This is a genomic window from Actinoplanes sp. L3-i22 (assembly GCF_019704555.1).
Lineage (GTDB): Bacteria > Actinomycetota > Actinomycetes > Mycobacteriales > Micromonosporaceae > Actinoplanes.
Genome location: NZ_AP024745.1, coordinates 11,037,602 through 11,057,618, shown reverse-complemented (window position 1 = coordinate 11,057,618; position 20,017 = coordinate 11,037,602). Strand labels below are relative to the sequence as shown.

The following is a 20,017-nucleotide window of genomic DNA, read 5'->3' as shown; positions in this document are numbered from 1 at the left end:
CCGCGGCCGCCCGCGCGAGCCGGGCGGAGAGCGGACACCCCGCCACGGAAGCACGCCCGAGCGCGGGTCGACAATCAAGCCGCGTGCCGGTCAGTGAGGTCGGATGGCCGGGCGGTGCGGCTGGGTGGTGAGGGTGGCGGGCTAGGGGTTCAAGGCGAGGGCTCGCCGGGACTCGTTGGCGATTTCCAGTTCCTCCTCGGTCGGCACGACGCACACCGCGACCGCCGCACCCGCCGGGGAGATGACCAGCTCACCGGCCTCGTTGCGGGTGGGGTCGACGGTGATGCCCAGCGGCTCCAGGCCGGCCAGCGCGGCCGCGCGCACCACCGGCGCGTTCTCGCCGACGCCGGCGGTGAACGTGATGGCGTCGACCCGGCCGAGGACGGCCAGGTAGGAGCCCACGTACTCCTTCAGGCGGCGGATGTAGACGTCGAAGGCCAGCTCCGCGTCCGCGTCCCCCGACTCGCGCCGCTGGAGCACCTCGCGCATGTCGTTCGCGCCGGCCAGGCCGGCCAGCCCGCCGTGCCGGGTCAGCGAGTCCTCGATCTGGTCGAGTGGCAGGCCGGCCACCCGGTGCAGGTGGAAGACCAGGCTCGGGTCGATGTCGCCGGAGCGGGTGCCCATCACCAGGCCGCTGAGCGGGGTCATCCCCATCGAGGTGGCCTCGCACCGGCCGCCGCGGACCGCGGCCGCGCTGGCGCCGTTGCCCAGGTGCAGGGTGATCACGTTGGTCTCGGCGGCGGGCCGGCCGAGGATCCGGGCGGTCTCGCGGGAGACATACGCGTGCGACGTCCCGTGGAATCCGTACCGTCGCAGGCCCCACCGCCGGGACAGCTCCCGGTCGACGGCCCAGAGCACCCCCTCGGGCGGGATCGTCGAGTGGAACGCGGTGTCGAAGACGGCCACCTGCGGCACGTCCGGCAGCAGTTTGCGGGCCACCCGGACGCCGGTCAGCGCGCCCGGGTTGTGCAGCGGCGCCAGCGGGATCAGCTCCTCGACCGCGGCCACCACCTCGTCGGTGATCACGGTGGCCGAGGTGAACCGCTCGCCGCCGTGCACGACCCGGTGCCCGACCGCGGCCAGGTCGCTCAGGTCGAGCCGGTCCATCAGGCCGCGCAGCGCCGCGTCGTGGTCGGGCGCCTCGCCGCCGTCCTCGCCGATCCGCTCGATGTGGCCCTTGGCCAGCGCCTTGTCACCGTCGAAGAGCTTGTAGCGCACCGACGAGGAGCCGCAGTTGAGCACCAGCACCCGGGTCATTTCGCTCCCGCCTGGATCGCCGTGATGGCCACGGTGTTGATGATGTCCTTGATCGTCGCGCCGCGGGACAGGTCGTTGACCGGGCGGCGCAGGCCCTGCATGACCGGGCCGACGGCGACCGCGTTGGCCGAGCGCTGGACGGCCTTGTACGTGTTGTTCCCGGTGTTCAGGTCCGGGAAGATCAGCACGGTGGCCTGGCCGGCGACGGCGCTGCCGGGCAGTTTGGCGGCCGCGACGGCCGGGTCGACGGCCGCGTCGTACTGAATCGGGCCCTCGACGGGCAGGTCGGGGCGCCGTTCCCGGACCAGGGCGGTGGCGGCCGCGACCTTCTCCACGTCGGCGCCCGCGCCGGAGCTGCCGGTCGAGTAGGAGAGCATCGCGACGCGCGGCTCGATGCCGAACGCGGCCGCGGTCGTCGCCGAGGAGAGCGCGATGTCGGCGAGTTGGGCGGCGTCCGGGTCGGGGTTGACCGCGCAGTCGCCGTAGACCAGCACCCGGTCGGCCAGCAGCATGAAGAAGACGCTGGACGCGACGGACACGTCGGGCACCGTCTTGATGATCTCGAAGGCCGGGCGGATGGTGGCCGCGGTGGTGTGCACCGAGCCGGAGACCATGCCGTCGGCATAACCCGCGGCGACCATCATGGTGCCGAAGTAGTTCACGTCGCGGACCACGTCGTACGCCAGGTCCAGGGTCACCGCCCGGTGCTTGCGGATCTCCGCGTAGCGCGCGGCGAAGTCGTCCCGCCACGGGCTGGTGGCCGGGTCGACGAGCCGGGCGTCACCGAGCTCGACGCCGAGCTCCCGGGCCCGCCGGTTGATCTCGGCCGGGTCGCCGAGCAGGGTCAGGTCGGCCACGCCGCGCCGCAGCAGGGTCTCGGCGGCGCGCAGGATCCGCTCCTCGGTGCCCTCGGGCAGGACCAGGTGGCGGCGGTCGGTGCGGGCCCGGTCGATCAGGTCGTTCTCGAACATCAGCGGGGTGACCCGGGACGAGCGGGCCACGTCGAGCACCTTGGAGAGCTCGGTGGTGTCCACGTGCGCCTCGAAGGCGCCGAGCGCGGCCTGGACCTTGCGCGGGGTGCTGAGCCGCGCCTGGACGCGGTCGGAGAGGGCGATGGTGTGGAAGCTGTCGCCCTTGGTGACCAGCATCGCGAGGCCGGTGTTGAGCCGCTCGATGACCTGCACGACGCGCGGGTCGGGCGGCTCGCCGAGGGTCAGCACCAGCCCGGCGAGGGTGACCGTGCCGGCCGCGTGCGCGGCGCTCGCGGCGACCAGCAGGTCGGCCCGGTCGCCGGGGGTGATCAGCAGCGCGCCGTCGGTCAGGTGGTCCAGCACGGTGGGGACGTGGGCGGCGCCGACGACGTAGTCCAGCACGTCGCGGTCGAGGGCGGCCGGGGCGCCGGAGAGGACTGTCGCGTCCAGCGCGCGGGCGACCTCGCCGACCGTGGGCGCGGCGAGCACGGCCACCTCCGGGATCGCCCAGAAGGGGACCGGCAGGCCGGGCGGCGGAACGACCGGGGCGCCCGGGGGAACCCGGTTGGCGATCACCGCGGCGACGGTCGCGCCGAGGTCGGCGAGCGAATGGTAGGCACTGCGGGCGGCCGCGGCGAGCGCCTCGGGGCTGCGGCCGGCGCCGCTGACCACCGGCACCACCACGCTGCCGAACTCGGTCGCCAGGCGGGCGTTGAAGGCCAGCTCGCGGGGGAGCTCGTCGCGCGCCTCGGCGCCGGGGTCGGCGAAGTCGCTGCCGATGATCACGACGGAGGTGCTCTGCCGCTCGGCCGCGCGATAGCGCTCGACGATCCGGCCGATCAGCTCCTCGCGCCGGCCGTCGGCGATCAGGGCCGACGCCTCGGCCATGGTGACCCCGAACGACTCGGCCAGGGGCACCGGCCCGCGATAACGCTCGCGGAGGGTGGACAGCAGGGGATCACTGTCCGCCGCCGACACCAGCGGACGGAACACCGCGACTCCGGCGACCTGTCGAGACAACAGCTCGACGATCCCCAGGGCGACCGTGCCCTTACCGACACCCGGGCCCAAACCCGCTACATAGACACTGCGCGCCACGCCCTCAACCTACCGGCCGGGCGTCCGGGCCGCCGGGCCGAAGGTCCCGCCGGTGGACAACCGTTGGGCCCGGGCGGGTGCTCACGCCGTACCAAATCGGGGTCTCGGGGTTATTCCTCGTCCTCGTCGTCGCGCGCGAGCCAGGTGGCGAGACGCTCGATCGGGGTCTCGAACTCCGGGTTCATGTCGACGAACGTGCGCAGCTGCTCGGCGAGCCACTCGAGCGTCACGGTCTCCTCGCCGCGCCGCTGAGCCAGCTCCTCGATGCCCCGATCGGTGAAGTACATGCCGGAATCGTAAAAGGGGGCGCCCCGCCGCGGCGGAGCGCCCCCATCAGTTCAGAACGTCACGGGCGGGGCAGCGACGCCTCGATCAGCGCCTGCTGCTCGGCCTCGTGCATCTTGGCCGAACCGACCGCCGGAGCGGCCGCCGCCGGGCGGGAGATCCGCCGCAGCCGGACGCCCTCCAGGTGCTCGAGCAGGTTGAGCGCGACGAACGACCAGGCACCCTGGTTGGCCGGCTCCTCCTGGACCCAGGCGAAGTCCTCGGCGTTCGGGTACTGCGCCAGGACGGCCTTGAGCTCCTCGACGGGCAGCGGGTAGATCTGCTCCATCCGGATGATCGCGGTGTCGGTGATGCCCCGGTCGGCCCGCGCCTGGAACAGGTCGTAGTAGACCTTGCCCGAGCAGAGCAGCACCCGCTTCACCTTGGCCGCGTCCAGCGCCTGGCCGTTGACCCCGGCGTCGCCGAGGACCGGCTGGAACCCGCCGGTGGTGAAGTCGGCGACCGACGACACCGCGAGCTTGTGCCGGAGCAGCGACTTCGGCGAGAAGACCACCAGCGGCTTGCGCTTGCTGGACAGGGCCTGGCGGCGCAGCAGGTGGAAGTAGTTCGCCGGGGTGGTGGTGTTCGCCACCCGCATGTTGTCCTGCGCGCAGAGCTGCAGGAAGCGCTCCGGGCGGCCGGACGAGTGGTCCGGGCCCTGGCCCTCCTGGCCGTGCGGGAGCAGCAGCACCAGCGACGACTTCTGGCCCCACTTCACCTCGCCGGAGGAGAGGAACTCGTCGACGATCGACTGGGCGCCGTTGACGAAGTCACCGAACTGGGCCTCCCAGAGGACCAGCGCGTCCGGGTTCTCCACCGAGTAGCCGTACTCGAAGCCCATCGCGGCGTACTCGGAGAGCAGCGAGTCGTGCACGAAGAACCGCGCGGTGCCGGTGGTCAGCGTGGAGATCGGCAGGAAGTCCTTGCCGGTCTTCGAGTCGACGATCGAGGCGTGCCGCGAGGTGAACGTGCCGCGGCGCGAGTCCTGCCCGGCGAGCCGGACGGTGACGCCCTGGGCGAGCAGCGAGCCGAACGCGATCAGCTCGCCGAAGCCCCAGTCGATGCCGCCGTCGGTGGACATCTTGGCGCGCCGGTCCAGCAGCTGCTGGACCCGCTTGTGCGGGGTGAAGCCCTCGGGCAGCTCGACGTGCGCCTGCCCGATCGCCCGGACGTCGTCCGCCCGGATCGCGGAGCGGACCTCGGGCTCCGGCTCCTCGGCGATGATGTGCGGCCGCGGCGGGCGGCCGGCCGCGTCCCGGGTGGCCTTGAAGACCTCCTCGAGGCGGGACTGGTAGTCGCGCAGCTGCTCCTCGGCGTCCTGCACGGTGATGTCACCGCGGCCGATCAGCTCCTCGGTGTAGAGCTTCCGGACGCTGCGCTTGGTGTCGATGATCTGGTACATCCGCGGGTTGGTCATCGACGGGTCGTCGCCCTCGTTGTGACCGCGGCGGCGGTAGCAGATCATGTCGATCACGACGTCCTTGTTGAACGTCTGGCGGTACTCGAAGGCCAGCTTGGCGACCCGGACCACGGCCTCCGGGTCGTCCCCGTTGACGTGGAAGATCGGCGCCTCGACCATCCGGGCGACGTCGGTCGAGTACATCGACGAGCGGCTGTACTCCGGGGCGGTGGTGAAGCCGACCTGGTTGTTCACGATCACGTGGATCGTGCCGCCGGTGCGGTAACCGCGCAGCTGGGACAGGTTCAGCGTCTCGGCGACCACGCCCTGGCCGGCGAACGCGGCGTCGCCGTGCACCAGCACCGGCAGCACCGTGTAGCCGTGCAGGCCCAGGTCCAGGCGGTCCTGCTTGGCCCGGACGATGCCCTCCAGGACCGGGTCGACGGCCTCCAGGTGGGACGGGTTGGCGACCACGCTGACCGTGGTGGAGTGCTGGCCGTCCGGCGTCGTGTACTTACCGGTCTGGCCCAGGTGGTACTTCACGTCGCCGGAGCCGTGCGCCGACTTCGGGTCCATCCACCCTTCGAACTCGTTGAAGAGCTTCTCGTACGGCTTGCCGACGATGTTGGTGAGCACGTTGAGCCGGCCGCGGTGGGCCATGCCCATCACCATCTCGTCCAGCCCCGACTCGGCGGACAGCCGCAGCACCGCGTCCAGCAGCGGGATCAGCGACTCGCCGCCCTCGAGCGAGAACCGCTTCTGCCCGACGAACTTGGTCTGCAGGAACGTCTCGAACGCCTCGGCCCGGTTCAGCCGGAGCAGGATCTGCTTCTGCTCGTCGGTGTCCGGCTTGGCGTACTTGACCTCGATCCGCTCCTGGACCCAGCGGCGCTCCTCCGGGTCCTGGATGTGCATGTACTCGATGCCGATCCGGCGGCAGTAGCTGTCCCGCAGGACACCGAGCACGTCGCGCAGCCGCATCTTCTCCTTGCCGGCGAAGCCGCCGACCGGGAACGTGCGGTCCAGGTCCCACAGGGTCAGGCCGTGCTGGAGCACGTCCAGGTCGGGGTGCTTGCGGATGGTGAACTCGAGCGGGTCGGTGTCGGCCATCAGGTGACCGCGCACCCGGTACGCGTGGATCAGCTCGATCACCCGCGCGGCCTTGTCGATCTGGCCCTCGGAGGTGCGCGCGACGTCCCGCACCCAGCGCACGGGCTCATACGGGATCCGCAGCGAGGTGAAGATCTCGTCGTAGAAGTCCCGGCCGCCGAGCAGCAGCTCGTGCATCACCTTGAGGAACTCGCCGGACTGCGCGCCCTGGATCACCCGGTGGTCATAGGTGCTGGTCAGCGTGGTGACCTTGGAGACGCCGTGGTCGGTGAGGGTCTCGTCGCTCATGCCGGCGTAGGGCGCCGGGTACTCCAGCGAGCCGACGCCGATGATCGCGGACTGCCCGTTCATCAGGCGCGGGATCGAGTGCACCGTGCCGATGCCGCCCGGGTTGGTCAGCGAGATCGTGGTGCCGTTGTAGTCGTCCATGGTCAGCTCGTTGCGGCGGGCGCGGCGGACGATGTCCTCGTACGCCTGCCAGAACTGCCGGAAGTCGAGCTGCTCACAGTTCTTGATCGAGGGCACCACCAGGGTGCGCGACCCGTCCTTCTTGGCCAGGTCGATCGCGATCCCGAGGTTCACGTGCTCCGGCTGCACCAGGGTGGGCTTGCCGTCGACCTCGGCGTAGCTGTTGTTCATCTCCGGGTGCGCGACCACCGCACGGACCAGCGCCCAGCCGATCAGGTGGGTGAAGCTGACCTTGCCACCCCGCCCGCGGGAGAGGTGGTTGTTGATCACGATCCGGTTGTCGATCATCAGCTTCGCCGGCACCGCGCGCACCGAGGTGGCGGTCGGGACCTGGAGCGAGGCCTCCATGTTCTGCACGATCTTGCCGGCGACGCCGCGCAGGACCGTGGTCTTCGCCCCGGCCGGGGCCGACTGGACCTGCGGCTTGGGCGCGGCCTTGACCGGTTCCGCCTTCTTCGCCGGCGTGGGTGGGGTCACCGACTTGGGCTGCGCCACCGTGACGGCGGCGGGCGCGTCGGTCCCGGCCTTGGCGGCGCTCTTGGTCGCGTTCGCCGCGGTCGCCTCGTCGGGCGTCACGATCGCGCCGGGGGCGTTCGCCGGCTTGTAGTCCGCGAAGAAATCGTGCCAGGCGGGGTCGACGCTGGTCGGATCAGCAAGGTACCGCTGATACATCTCGTCGACGATCCACTCGTTGGGACCGAAATCCGCGAGTGGGTTGTCCTGCGAAGTCTGCTGCGTCGACACTGCCGCGTTCGCCTCTTTCACCGTGTTTGTCATCACGTGACTACTCCGGCCCAGGCCCGACTCGTCACGCGCGACGGGCTAGGATCCGGTACCAGGCTACGCCGTGCATGAGCGCGCCCCGCCCGGACGTCCGGTCTGTGACCAACCAGGACTTGCAGACTTTGATCGCGCGTGATCGTGACCCCGGGCTGGGGTGTGCGGGGCCGGGCGGGTGGGATTGGGCGACAGTGATCTCAACTGACCTTGATCCAGGTGGCTCGGGCGACGGCCAGGCGGCGCCCGTCCGGGCCGTGCACCGCGGAATCGACGAGCGCCTTCCGCCCGGCCGACTCGGCCACCGTGCCGGTGATCACGCAGCGTGCGCCCGGCTCCGGCAGCTCGGCCACCGCGACCGCGATCCGGCCCAGGACGTAGGCGCTGTCCTCGCGGATCGCGGCCCAGCCGCCCGGGCAGTCCAGCGCCGCCCAGAGCAGCGGCACGCTCACCTCGTCCGGAACAGACCAGGGCGCGGCGGTACGGCCGTCCGGAAGGCGCCCCGGGAAGATCCGCAGCCCGTCGCCCTCGGCCCGCTCCGGACCGCACACGAAGCAGGTCGGGAACGGGTGGGCGCGGAAGCCGGGATAGTCCCGGGAGGTGGCCACCGCGGTGTCCCAGGAGACCGGCTCGACGCCCGGGCCGGCGTCGCCCTCGCCCGTGGTGGCGATCAGGCGGTCACCGGCGTACGCCGAATCGTCCTTGATCTTGATCTCGGTCTCCAGGGGTGGCGGCAGGCGCAAGGTCACCTGGGTGGCCCCGGTGGCGACGGCGAAAGTGCCCGCGCACCACCCGCCGTTTCCGGTGCCGGGCGGGCCGTTGAAGCGTGCCGGGATACGCATCCTCCGACGATCGCACAAGCCGTTCATTTACCGGACACGCATCGCCACCTGACGCGACACTCCATCGGCAGTTGTCACCCTTACACAGATCACATGGCAGTTCTGATGACAGCCGCCGCACCCACCGGGACCAGCGGCTACACGCTTCTCATCGCGGACGACGCGGCACAGGTGAAGGCCGCCCAGCGACTGCGCCACGACGTTTTCGCCGGCGAGCTCGGAGCGACCCTCACGACCGCGGTCGACGGCCACGACGTGGACGAGTTCGACGAGTTCTGCGACCACCTGATCGTGCGCGACGATGCGACCGGTGACGTGGTCGGTACCTATCGGATGATGCCGCCGCGCGCCGCCGAGCGGGCCGGCCGGCGCTACGCCGACGACGAGTTCGACATGAGCGCCCTCCGCCCGCTGCGCGACCAGCTGGTGGAGATCGGCCGCTCCTGCGTGCATCCGGATCACCGGACCGGCGCGGTGATGAATCTGATGTGGAGTGGCATCGCCCGCTACCTGCATCTGAACAACCTGCGCTGGCTCGGCGGCTGCGCCTCGGTGCCGCTGGCCGACGGCGGCGTCGTCGCGGCCGGGGTCCGGGAGCGGATCAACGGCAAGCACCTGGCGCCGCCGGCGCTCCGGGTCATCCCGCGCAACCCGTGGACGCCCCCGGCGGGCCTGGTCCCGGACCCGAAGGTGGCGGTGCCGCCGCTGCTCAAGGGCTACCTGCGACTGGGCAGCTGGATCTGCGGCGAGCCGGCCTTCGACCCGGCCTTCGACTGCGTCGACTTCTACGTGCTGTTCTCGCTGGACCGGCTTGACCCGCGGTACCGGCGGCACTTCCTGGGCGCGTCGCGATGACCACGATGAGCACGCTCTGGCAGCCCGCCTCCACCTGCGGGGACCGCTGCCGGCCGGGTGGCGGGCCGCGGGCCTCGGCGTGGACCGCCGGGCTGCGGCTGGCCGGGATGGCCCTGGTGATGCTGGTCGGCTCGCTGGCCGTGGCGCTGCTGCACGGCCGCGCGGTCCGGGGGATGGCCCGGGGCCTGCTGTCGGCGCTCGGGGTGAAGCTGGTCCTGCGCGGCCCGGTGCCGCGCCCGGGCAGCCTGCTGGTCGCGAACCACATCTCCTGGATGGACATCCTGGCGCTGATCGCGGTCTCGCCGGTGAGCCTGGTGGCCAAGCACGACGTCAAGGGCTGGCCCGGGATCGGCGGCACGGCCGGGCGCAGTGGCACGATCTTCATCGACCGGAGCCGGCCGCGGGAGCTGCCGGTGACGGTCCGCGAGGTGGCCGACGCGCTGCGGTCCGGCCGGTCGGTCGCGGCCTTCCCGGAGGGCACCACGTTCTGCGGCGGCGAGCACGGGCGGTTCCGTCCGGCGCTGTTCCAGGCCGCGATCGACTCCGGCGCCCCGGTGGTGCCTACCTCGATCATCTATGACACCACCGAGGCGTCGTTCATCGGCGACGACACGTTGGTGGCCTCGCTGTTGCGGGTGGCCCGGGTACGCCGGACCACGATCACCGTGATCACCGCGCCGGCGCTGCGGCCGATGCCGGGCGCCGACCGGAAGGCGCTGGCCCGCGCCGCCGAGCGGAGCATGGCCGGGCACGGGTACCGATTGGCCGCCTGACGTACTCCTCACAGATAATTTTCAGCAAGCCTGCAGCGAGGGCGCAGGGGCCGGGGAAAGAATGGCCGCATGGCCGCTCAGACCCAGCCCAAGCAGAGTGAGGCGAAGTTGCTCGTCGTCGAGGACGACGCGAACATCCTCGAGTTGCTCTCCGCCAGCCTGCGCTTCGCCGGGTTCGACGTCACCACCGCGACCAGCGGCAGCGCCGCGGTCAGCGCGGCCCGCAGTGCCGCGCCCGACCTGGTCGTGCTCGACGTGATGCTCCCCGACCTCGACGGGTTCGAGGTGATCCGGCTGATGCGCGAGGGCGGGCAACGCACCCCGGTGGTCTTCCTCACCGCCCGGGACGGCACCGACGACAAGATCCGCGGGCTGACCCTGGGCGGCGACGACTACGTCACCAAGCCGTTCAGCCTGGAGGAGCTCACCGCCCGGATCCGGGCGGTCCTGCGGCGCACCTCGGCCGGGGAGGAGCAGCCGTCCCGGCTGGTCTTCGCGGATCTGGAGCTCGACGAGGAGACCCATGAGGTGTACCGCGCCGGCACCCGGGTGCAGCTGTCGCCGACCGAGTTCAAGCTGTTGCGGTACCTGATGCTGAACGCCAACCGGGTGCTCTCCAAGGCGCAGATCCTCGACCACGTGTGGAAGTACGACTTCCGCGGTGACGACAACATCGTCGAGTCGTACATCTCGTACCTGCGACGGAAAGTGGACAACGTGCAGCCGCGGCTGATCCACACCCTCCGCGGGGTCGGGTACGTGCTGCGCAAACCAGCTGTCTAGGTCGTCTTGATGGCAATCACCGAGCGGGTCCGCTTCGCGCTCCCGCAGCAGACGAATCTGCGCAAGGTCTCCCTCCGCACCAAACTGGTCGCGTCGGTGCTGGTGCTGGTCTTCGCCGCGCTCACCCTGATCAGTTCGGCCAGCACGATCGCGCTGCACACGTACATGATCAGCCGGATGGACGGGCAGCTGCACGACGTCTACAACGACCTCGGCGAGATAGCGGACGCCCAGTTCCAGGTGTACATGCCGATGGACTGGATGATCGCGGCCGCCTCGGTCAGCGGAACCGGCCGGGCGGCCAAGGGCCTGCACGTCTCGGAGCAGGATCTCCCGCCGGTGCTGAAGGGCGTCGCCGCGGTCCAGGCGCACGACGGCAAGACGTACACGGTGCGTTCGATCAACGGCAAGTACATGTGGCGGATCCTGGCCGAGGTGACCGACACCGGCTCGGTGGTCTACGTCGTCCAGCGGATGACCGGGGTGGACGCGGTCATCGCCCGGCTGATCTGGGTGGACGTGCTGGTCGGGGTCGGCGTCCTGCTGGCGCTCGCGATCGTCGGCGCCGCCCTGGTCCGGCAGAGCCTGGTCCCGCTGCTCCAGATCGAGCGCACGGCCGGCCGGATCGCCGCCGGCGACTACAGCCAGCGGGTCCCCGACCCCGAGGTGGACGGTGGCGAGCCGACCACCGAGCTGGGCCGGCTCTCCACCGCGCTGAACTCGATGCTCGCCCAGATCGAGATGTCCTTCCACGCCCGGGCCGCCTCCGAGCAGCACGCCAAGGCCGCCGCCGAGTCCGCGCAGCTGTCCGAGGGGCGGGCGGTGCGCTCGGAGGAGAAGATGCGGCAGTTCGTCGCGGACGCCTCGCACGAGCTGCGTACCCCGCTGACCACCATCCGCGGTTTCGCCGAGCTCTACCGGCAGGGCGCGGTGTCCGACCCGGACGCGGTGGCCCGGCTGGTCCGGCGGATCGAGGACGAGGCCGCCCGGATGGGCCTGCTCGTCGAGGACCTGCTGCTGCTCGCCCGACTGGACCGGGAGCGCCCGCTGAACCTGGCGCCGGTGGAGCTGCCGGTGCTGGCGATGGACGCGGTGCAGGCCGCGCGGGCGACCGCGCCGGACCGGACGATCGAGCTGGACGTACGGGACGAGCCGGAGCGCCTGGTGGCGTACGGGGACGACGCCCGCCTGCGCCAGGTGATCGGCAACCTGATGATGAACGCGCTGGTGCACACCCCGGCCGAGGCCACGGTGACGCTGCGGATACACGCCGAGGGCGAGGATCGGGCCGTGGTCGAGGTGTCGGACACCGGCCCCGGCCTCGGCGAGGAGCAGCGGGCCCGGGTCTTCGAGCGGTTCTACCGCGCGGACGGCGCGCGGACCCGGAACACCGATCGGGAGGCCACCGGGACCGGCCTCGGGCTGGCCATCGTGGCCGCCATCGTGCGGTCCCACAACGGCACCGTGGACGTGCTCAGCGAGCCCGGCAAGGGCGCCACGTTCCGGGTTACGCTGCCGACCATAAATGTGGATAAAGGGTTCACAGAAAACATCCAGGACTAGCACAGTTCGGTACGAGTCGCACGGGGCAGAGTAGGGAACATGAACGAGAACGAGTCCAACCCGCAGCCCGCGGACGCCGACGCTGAGCACAGCAGCACGGAGCGGGTGGAGTCTGAGCAGGCGACTGTGGCACAGCCGCCGGCCGCCGCTCACCAGTCCGCGGCCCCCGCGCCGCCGGTGCCGCCCACCCAGCAGAACCCGTGGGCGCAGCACGCCCCCCAGCCGCCGGCCGCCCCGCAGCCGCCCCAGCCGGCCCAGGCACCCCAGTCCCCGTGGCAGCAGCCGGTCTCCGCGACTCCGGCCTCCGGATACCCGCATCAGCAGCCGGTCTCCGCGACGCCGGCCTCCGGTTACCCGCACTACGGTCAGCAGGCCGGCTACGGGCAGTACCCGCAGCAGCCGCAGTACCAGGGCTGGCAGCAGACCCCGGAGGGCGGCTGGCAGCAGACCACCAACCCGGAGGGTGTCGTCCCGGTCTGGGCCCAGGCGGGCGGCAACGAGCCCCCGCGCAACGGCCGCGGCCGCAAGTTCATCCTGGCCGGCGCGGCGGCGGTGCTGATCGCGCTGCTGTCCGGCGGGGTCGGCGCCGCGACCGCGCTGGCGATGCACGACGACAGCTCGACGGCCGGGGTCAAGTCCGGCAACACCGCGGTCAGCCGGGTGGTGGACCGCTCGTCGCTGGCCCAGATCGCCGCCGCGGTGCAGGACAGCGTCGTCTCGATCACCACCCAGACGGGTGAGGGCTCCGGCGTGGTCCTCAGCGCCGACGGCTACATCGTCACCAACAACCACGTGGTGGCCACCGCCACCGGCGACACGGTCAACATCATCTTCGCGGACGGCAAGAAGGCCACCGCCACGATCGTCGGCACCGACCCGCGGACCGACCTGGCCGTCGTCAAGGCGACCGGGGTCTCCGGGCTGAAGGCGGCGACCTTCGGCGACAGCTCGCAGATGCAGGTCGGCGACACCGTGCTCGCGCTCGGCAGCCCGCTCGGCCTGGAGGGCTCGGTGACCGCCGGCATCATCAGCGCCAAGGACCGCACGATCGAGTCCAGCAGCGAGGGTGACCAGCAGGGCCAGGGTTCGGACCCGTTCGGCCAGTCGCAGCAGCAACAGCAGTCGGGCACCAGCACCACGATGACCGGCCTGCTGCAGACCGACGCCCCGATCAACCCGGGTAACTCGGGCGGCGCGCTGGTCAACGTGAACGGCGAGGTGATCGGGATCAACTCGGCGATCGCCACCTCCGGCTCCAGCTCCGGCAACATCGGCCTGGGCTTCGCGATCCCGAGCAACAAGGCGAAGACCGTCGCCGAGTCCCTGATGTCCGGCAAGAAGGTCAGCCACCCGGCGCTCGGCGTCAGCGTCACCACCGCGGAGAACGGCGGGGCCCTGGTCAGCCAGGTGACCGCGAGCAGCGCCGCGGGCAAGGCCGGGATCCAGCAGGGTGACGTGATCACCAAGGTCGACGGCAAGGACATCAGCGAGTCGGACGACCTGGTGGCCGCGGTCCAGTCCGGCACCGTCGGGCAGAAGATGACCATCACCTTCACCCGGAACGGGGCGGAGAAGCAGGTCTCCGTGACGCTGCAAGAGTCCCAGTAAAGACTTCAGCTCCTTTCGCTACGGCGGGTGACGTGACCAGGGGTGGGCACGTCACCCGCCGTATTCCTATCTATGCCGCGATTGAGGACCTTCACGACGAACGGGCAATATTGCCGTCGGGGGCTCGCGTTTTGGTCAGGAGACCTTCTAATCTCCTAGCGCCATCGGCGGCGAAGTGAGAGGCCCTGCGAGTTGACGTACGTGGAGACCCGGACCAGCGTCTGGGAAGCTTTGGCCGGACGCGCCCCGGGCGCGGACCCCGGTCCCGCTGACTCCGGCCTCTGGCATGCCGTCGCCGACCGGCTGAAACCCGGCAGCGCCCGTCCCGAGCTGCGCGGTGGCATCGAGGTCCGGCACCGCAGCACCGTCCGCGGTGGGCGGTACGTGATGCTCCGCTCCCCCGAGGACGGCGGCCGCAGCTGCTACCTCCGGCTCAGCCCGGAGGAGTACCAGCTCGCCCTGATGATGGACGGCTCCTGCACGGTCGCCCGCCTGGTCGCCGAGTTCGCCCGGATCGCCGGCCGGCTCGCCCCGGACCAGGTCCGCCGGGTCGTCGCCGACCTGGCCGGCAACCGGATGCTGGAGGACCTCCCGCGGGACGCCTTCCGCCCGCTGCGCGAGATGAGCCGGGCGCCCGCGCCGAAGCCGCCGATCCGGGGCCGCCGGGTCCTCTCGGTACCGGTCGACGCCGCGCTCACCGGCCTCTACAACAGCGTCGGCAAGCTGCTCTTCACCCGGCCCGCGGTCTGGCTCGGCACCCTGCTGGCGGCGGTCGGCGGGGTGCTGTTCGTGCTCAGCTGGCAGCGGGGCGGGCACGCCCTGTTCCTTTCGGGTGACTCCTACCTACTCGGCGCGATCTCGCTGCTGTTGCTCAACGTGGTCGCGATGGCCCTGCACGAGCTCGGGCACGCGCTGGCGGCGAAGCGGGTCGGCCGGGAGGTGCCGTCCGCCGGGCTGCTGCTGAACTTCGGCCTGCCCACGGTCTTCGTCGACACCAGCGACGTCTGGATGGCCGGCCGGCGCGCCCGGATCGCGGTCACCGCGGCCGGCCCGGCGACCGGTCTGGCCCTGGCCGGCCTGGTCCAGGTGATCGGGCTGGCGGCGCCGGCCACCGGCGGTTTCGCCTTCAAGCTGGCCTTCCTGTTCTACCTGCACACGTTCTTCAACATGAGCCCGCTGCTGCCGCTGGACGGGCAGTACCTGCTGATGGACTGGCTGGAGATCCCCGACCTGCGGGCCCGCGGCCTGGCCTGGATCAGCGGCCGGCTGCGCCGCCGGGGCCCGCGCTGGTCGGTGCTGGACCGGGAGGGCCGGCTGATCGCGCTGTACGGCCTGCTCGCCCTCTTCTGGCTGGCCGCCGCCGTGGCGCTGGGCTACCGCCTGTGGACCGACCGGGTCGCCGGCCTGGTCCTCGGCCTCTGGTACGAGGGCGTCGCGTCCCAGCTGCTCCTGGCCGTGATGGTGCTGGGCCTGCTGGCCCCGCCGCTCTACTTCCTGGCCGGCCGGTTCGGCAGCGGCTGGCGCCGGTGGCGCCGGCGTGCCGCCGAGCGCGACCAGGAGCGCGACATGCCGCGCCGGATGGCCGCGCTGCACGCCTCCGACCTGGGCGGCCTGCCCGAGCCGGCGCTGCAGTCGCTGGCCGCCCGGGCCCGCTGGGAGCACCCGCGGGTGGGCCGGCAGCTGGTGCTGGCCGGCGAGGAGCCGGCCGCGGTCTACGTGGTGGTCGAGGGCGCCCTGCACGGCCGTCGCCCCGGCGACCCGGGCGGCAGCATCCGGCACCACGCCGGCCCGGGCATCGTGGTCGGCCTGGCCGCCGCGCTGACCAACCGCACCGCCGCGCTGGACTGGCACGCCGCCGGCGGCGCCGCCCTGCTGGCGATCCCGACCTCGACGGTCGCCACCGTGGTCGGCCCGCTGCCCGGCCCGCCGCCGATGGAGCGGGCCGAGGCCGAGGCGCTGTTCGCCGACACCCCGGCGCTGGCCGGCCTGGAGGAGGATCAGCAGCTCGCGCTGATCGCCGCCGCGCACCCGGTCGACCTGGAGCCGGGCGCCCCGGTGATCCTGCACGGCCCGACCCACGCGGTGGTCGTCGAGTCCGGGGTGATCGCCATGCCGGACGGCGTCGAGCTGCGCCGCGGCACGCTGGTCGGCCCGGTCGGGGACGGCACGCCGGGGATGGTGGCGCAGACCCGTACCCCGGTCCGGCTCTGGATCATCCCGGACGCCTCGGACCTGCCGCCGCTGATCGGTTTCGAGGCCCGGCCCGGCGCGCCGATGCCCAGCCTGCGCCCCGGCAGCCCGCACTCGGTCCGGCCCGGCGCCGTGCACCCGCCGCTGGCGGTGCCGCCCGGCCCGCCGGACAGCGACGAGGAGTTCGACGTCGACCGGCACTTCGAGAAGCGGATGTGGGTGTTCGTCAGCCTGCTGCTGGTCGTCGTGCTCGGCGGGGTCACCCTGGATCTCAGCGCCGGCCCGGCCTGGGCCGAGATGCCGAGCGCGAAGGCGCTGCTCACCGTCGACGAGGGCACCGCCACCGTGCAGACCGGCGGGGTCAAGGACAAGCTGGCCGTCGGCGACCGGCGCTATCTGGCCGTCGGCGCGCAGGTCGAGGCCCCGAAGAAGGGCCGCGCCTGGCTCACCTTCCCGGGTGGCGGCGCGCTGCGGATCTGCCCCGGCACCCGGCTCACGCTGGACGCCGCGTCGGTGGCGAGCGGCCGTCAGGCGGCCCCGTCCGGCCAGGTGAGCCTGGCCACCGGGCGGGTGCTGGCCGGCACGACCGGCACGAGCGGGGCGTACCGTCCGCTCGCCCTGACCGTGGCCCGGTCCGCCGGCGACGTCACGAACGACGGCAAGGCCTGGTTCTCGGCCGACCTGACGACGGTCGTGGTCTCGACCGGCACGGTCACCGCCGGCGGTGTCCCCAGTGAGCCCACCGGCACCACGCTGACCTGTGGTGACGGGGTCAAGGTGACCCCGCCGACGACCGGCACCGAGGGCGGCGAGCCGACCGAGGAGCCGTTCCCGTCCGCCTCGGCGGAGCCGTCCGGCAGCGTCGCGCCGGTCCCGAGCGTCAGCTCGAGCAGCGCCAGCGCGTCGGCGTCCCCGTCCCCGTCGGCCTCCACGAGTGCCACGCCGACCCTGACCACGGTCCCGACCCGGACCACCCGGCCGACCACGAATCCCACGACGACCCGGCCGACGACGACGGCTCCGACGACGACGGCCGCGACCACTGCGCCGACGACGACGCCGCCGACGACCACGCCGACCACGGTGCCGACGACGGAGGCGACGGCCTCCGGCCAATAGGGGGAACAATGCTCTGCTGGTTCTGTGCCGAGTCGGCCCGGGGCGCCTGCCGCTTCTGCGGGCGTGGCGTGTGCGCCGAGCACGCGCGCTTCGGCCCGTACGTTCTGGAGATCACCAGGTCGGTGCACCGGGACCGGGCCGAGGCCCTGGTGGTGGAGGACGCCGTGCAGTGCGGCGCCTGCCACCCCCGGCCCCAGCCGGTGGCGATGCCCGAGCTCGATTGAAAGAGAAAACTACCGATTGACGTACGGCGTGACCACGTTCCCGAGCGCCGCCCGCAGCACCGACTTCGGCCGCGCCCCGACGATCGACGACGTCACCACCCCGCCGGTGAAGAACAGCAGGGTCGGCATCGCCATCACCCGGTAGGCGAGCGTGCTCACCGGGTTCTCGTCGGCGTCCAGCGTCCCGATCGTCAGCCGCCCGTCGAACTCCGGGGCGAGCTCGGCGAGGACCCGGGACATCGGCCCGCACGGCGGGCACCAGGTCGCCCAGAAGTCGACCACCACCGGCTGCCGGGCCTGCCGGACCAGCTCGTCGAAGGTGGCGTCGGTGATCGTGATCAGCGGGCTCGCCGGCATGGGTTCTCCAATGCTTGATTGAGCTGGTCGTGCAGGCGCGCGCGGACGTCGGTGAGCTGCCCGAGGTAGTCGTCCACCTCGGCGATCTTGCGGCGCAGCACCGCGACCGAGTCCGGGCAGACGTGCCCGGCGCTGTTCCCGGCCCGCAGGCAGGCGACGAACGGCCGGATGTCGTCCAGGCCGAACCCGGACGCCAGCAGCGTGCGGATCTCGTGCACGACGCGCAGCTCGCCGTCGTCGTACTGCCGGTAGCCGTTCGCGTCCCGGCGCGCCCGGACCAGCCCGTGCTCCTCGTAGTACCGCAGCGTGCGCGGACTCGTCCCGGCCCGCTCCGCGAGCTCCCCGATCAGCATGCCGCCGACGCTACGGCCTGACACCGGCGTCAAGGCAAGCCTCGTGGAACGATGGGCGACATGGTCGACGGTCCGGTGGCGTTCGTGCTCGGTGGTGGCGGTGTGCTCGGGGCGGTCGAGGTGGGCATGCTGCGTGCCCTGTTCCGGGCCGGCTTCCGCCCGGACGTGGTGGTCGGTACGTCGATCGGGGCGGTGAACGGCGCCCTGGTCGCCGCCGAGCCGGGGGAGGCGGTCACCGACCGGCTGGTCCGGCTCTGGGCGTCCCCGGAGGCGGCGGCGGTCTACGGCGACTCGATCGGCCGGCAGCTGCGCCGGTTCGCGGCCCGCACCCACCTGCACTCGCCGCTCCCGCTGCGCCGGCTGCTCGAGGGTGAGCTGGGCGAGGCCGCCACGTTCGGCGATCTGAAGGTGCCGTTCCACTGCTGCGCGGCCAGCATCGAGCGGGCCGCCGAGCACTGGTTCGACAGTGGACCGCTGGTCGACGCGGTGCTCGCCTCGTCCGCGGTGCCCGGGCTGCTGCCGCCGATGGAGATCGGCGGGGAGCACTTCGTGGACGGCGGGATCGTGAACTCGATCCCGATCAGTGAGGCGGTCCGGCTCGGCGCGCGGCTCATCTTCGTGCTCCAGGTCGGCCGGGTGGAGCGACCACTCGCGGTGCCCCGACGGCCGTGGGAGGTGGCGCAGGTGGCGTTCGAGATCGCCCGGCGGCACCGCTTCGCCCGGGACATGGCGACCCTGCCGACCGGTGTCCGGGTGCACGTCCTGCCCAGTGGCAGCGCCGAGGGCGGCGACGACTCCCCGTGGGCGTACCGGGACATGGCCCGGGTCGGCCGCCGGATCAGCCGGGCCTACACCGCGTCCCGGCGCTACCTGGCCGCCAATGTGCACCCGCTGCCGTGAGACTTCCGCCGACCTGGGTCCGCCGCCTCGTCATCGCCCCGGCCGTCGTCCTGCTCGCCGTGACGTTGCTCACCACTCTGCCGATCTGGCTGCTCTTCGCGCTGGCCGTGTCGCCGCTGGTCCCGGGCCGGCTGCGGGTGCCCCGGCTGGTCTTCCTGCTGATCGTCTATGTGGTGTGGGACGCCGCCGCCCTGATCGTGCTGACCGCGCTCTGGCTGGCGTCGGGCTTCGGCCTGCGGATCCGGAACCCGTTCTTCCAGCGGGCGCACTACGTGGTGACCGGCTGGTTCCTGCGCACCCTGTTCTGGTTCGCCCGCTGGTCGCTGCACCTGGCGATCGACGTGGTCGGCACCGATCCGGACACCGCCCAGCCGGGCCGGCCGGAGATCGTGGTGAGCCGGCACGCCGGCCCGGGTGACTCGTTCACCCTGATCCACGCCCTGGTCAACTGGTTCGCCCGGGAGCCGCGGATCGTGCTGAAGGCCGCGCTGCAGTGGGATCCGGCGGTGGACGTGCTGCTCAACCGCCTGCCCAACCGGTTCATCACGCCGGGGCGGACGGCCACCGACACGCTCGAGGAGCAGATCGGCGAGCTGGCCACCGGGCTGGACGACAACGACGCGTTCGTGATCTTCCCGGAGGGCGGCAACTTCACGCCCCGCCGCAAGGTGAACGCGATCGCCCGGCTGCGGGCCAGCGGCCTGGACGAGATGGCGGTGAAGGCGGAGAACCTGCGGAACCTGCTCCCGCCGAAGCCGGGTGGCCTGCTCGCGGCGATCGACGCGGCGCCGGACGCCGGGGTGATCTTCGTGGCGCACACCGGGCTGGACCGGATGGTCACGGTCGGCGACGTGTGGCGTGAGCTGCCGATGGACAAGCGCCTGGTGATGCGGTTCTGGAGCGTCCCGCCGGAGGAGGTGCCGGTCGGCGAGCAGGAGCGGGTCGACTGGCTCTACGCCTGGTGGGCCCGGATCGACGCCTGGATCGAGGAGAACAAGCCGGCGCCGCGGCCCTGGTGGATGGACCGCGGCGTCTGACCTCATTGA

Annotated in this window: 16 protein-coding genes; 9 read left to right on the top strand and 7 right to left on the bottom strand. The window is 72.1% G+C overall.

Annotated features, from left to right (window positions below; translation table 11 throughout):
- Nucleotides 1-141 precede the first annotated feature (141 nt).
- From L3i22_RS48925 to L3i22_RS48905, 5 genes are all read right to left on the bottom strand, one after another.
- The gene (locus tag L3i22_RS48925) at nt 142-1,257 is read right to left on the bottom strand and encodes an acetate/propionate family kinase (RefSeq protein ID WP_221324219.1); all 1,116 of its coding nucleotides are present in this window, start codon (nt 1,255-1,257) and stop codon (nt 142-144) included.
- A complete protein-coding gene (gene pta / locus L3i22_RS48920) occupies nt 1,254-3,326 on the bottom strand; it encodes a phosphate acetyltransferase (RefSeq protein WP_221324218.1) in 2,073 nt (690 codons plus the stop codon). The genes L3i22_RS48925 and pta overlap by 4 nt, the downstream gene beginning before the upstream one ends.
- 110 nt (nt 3,327-3,436) lie before the next feature.
- Nucleotides 3,437-3,613: a DUF6104 family protein gene (locus L3i22_RS48915; RefSeq protein ID WP_221324217.1), complete on the bottom strand. Its 177-nt coding sequence runs from the start codon at nt 3,611-3,613 to the stop codon at nt 3,437-3,439.
- Nucleotides 3,614-3,672: 59 nt separating this feature from the next.
- Nucleotides 3,673-7,371: a multifunctional oxoglutarate decarboxylase/oxoglutarate dehydrogenase thiamine pyrophosphate-binding subunit/dihydrolipoyllysine-residue succinyltransferase subunit gene (locus L3i22_RS48910; RefSeq protein ID WP_221330526.1), complete on the bottom strand. Its 3,699-nt coding sequence runs from the start codon at nt 7,369-7,371 to the stop codon at nt 3,673-3,675.
- Between the two features lie 233 nt (nt 7,372-7,604).
- Entirely contained in the window at nt 7,605-8,246 is a 642-nt protein-coding gene (locus L3i22_RS48905) for a hypothetical protein (RefSeq protein ID WP_221324216.1), read from the bottom strand.
- Between the two features lie 93 nt (nt 8,247-8,339).
- Here L3i22_RS48905 and L3i22_RS48900 point away from each other — a divergent pair, with 93 nt between their 5' ends.
- The 7 genes from L3i22_RS48900 (at nt 8,340) to L3i22_RS48870 (ending at nt 17,361) form a co-directional block, all read left to right on the top strand.
- On the top strand, nt 8,340-9,101 hold the full coding sequence (locus L3i22_RS48900; RefSeq protein ID WP_221324215.1) for a GNAT family N-acetyltransferase: 762 nt from the start codon (nt 8,340-8,342) through the stop codon (nt 9,099-9,101).
- Between the two features lie 5 nt (nt 9,102-9,106).
- A complete protein-coding gene (locus L3i22_RS48895; RefSeq protein WP_221324214.1) occupies nt 9,107-9,874 on the top strand; it encodes a 1-acyl-sn-glycerol-3-phosphate acyltransferase in 768 nt (255 codons plus the stop codon).
- Nucleotides 9,875-9,943: 69 nt separating this feature from the next.
- The gene (locus L3i22_RS48890; RefSeq protein ID WP_221324213.1) at nt 9,944-10,657 is read left to right on the top strand and encodes a response regulator transcription factor; all 714 of its coding nucleotides are present in this window, start codon (nt 9,944-9,946) and stop codon (nt 10,655-10,657) included.
- Between the two features lie 9 nt (nt 10,658-10,666).
- Entirely contained in the window at nt 10,667-12,220 is a 1,554-nt protein-coding gene (locus tag L3i22_RS48885) for a HAMP domain-containing sensor histidine kinase (RefSeq protein WP_221324212.1), read from the top strand.
- 39 nt (nt 12,221-12,259) lie between these two features.
- The gene (locus L3i22_RS48880) at nt 12,260-13,828 is read left to right on the top strand and encodes a S1C family serine protease (RefSeq protein ID WP_221324211.1); all 1,569 of its coding nucleotides are present in this window, start codon (nt 12,260-12,262) and stop codon (nt 13,826-13,828) included.
- A 201-nt stretch (nt 13,829-14,029) separates the two neighbouring features.
- Nucleotides 14,030-17,137: a cyclic nucleotide-binding protein gene (locus tag L3i22_RS48875; protein WP_255657713.1), complete on the top strand. Its 3,108-nt coding sequence runs from the start codon at nt 14,030-14,032 to the stop codon at nt 17,135-17,137.
- 8 nt (nt 17,138-17,145) lie between these two features.
- The gene (locus L3i22_RS48870) at nt 17,146-17,361 is read left to right on the top strand and encodes a hypothetical protein (RefSeq protein ID WP_221324209.1); all 216 of its coding nucleotides are present in this window, start codon (nt 17,146-17,148) and stop codon (nt 17,359-17,361) included.
- Between the two features lie 9 nt (nt 17,362-17,370).
- On the opposite strand, the gene L3i22_RS48865 is transcribed toward L3i22_RS48870, so the two are convergent.
- Nucleotides 17,371-17,718, bottom strand: a complete 348-nt coding sequence (locus tag L3i22_RS48865; RefSeq protein WP_221324208.1) for a co-chaperone YbbN — start codon at nt 17,716-17,718, stop codon at nt 17,371-17,373.
- A complete protein-coding gene (locus L3i22_RS48860) occupies nt 17,700-18,071 on the bottom strand; it encodes a MerR family transcriptional regulator (RefSeq protein ID WP_221324207.1) in 372 nt (123 codons plus the stop codon). The genes L3i22_RS48865 and L3i22_RS48860 overlap by 19 nt, the downstream gene beginning before the upstream one ends.
- 60 nt (nt 18,072-18,131) lie before the next feature.
- On the opposite strand from L3i22_RS48860, the gene L3i22_RS48855 reads away from it, so the two are divergent.
- Both L3i22_RS48855 and L3i22_RS48850 read left to right on the top strand, forming a co-directional pair.
- A complete protein-coding gene (locus L3i22_RS48855) occupies nt 18,132-18,971 on the top strand; it encodes a patatin-like phospholipase family protein (protein ID WP_221324206.1) in 840 nt (279 codons plus the stop codon).
- On the top strand, nt 18,968-20,008 hold the full coding sequence (locus L3i22_RS48850; protein ID WP_221324205.1) for a 1-acyl-sn-glycerol-3-phosphate acyltransferase: 1,041 nt from the start codon (nt 18,968-18,970) through the stop codon (nt 20,006-20,008). The genes L3i22_RS48855 and L3i22_RS48850 overlap by 4 nt, the downstream gene beginning before the upstream one ends.
- Nucleotides 20,009-20,017: the final 9 nt, after the last annotated feature.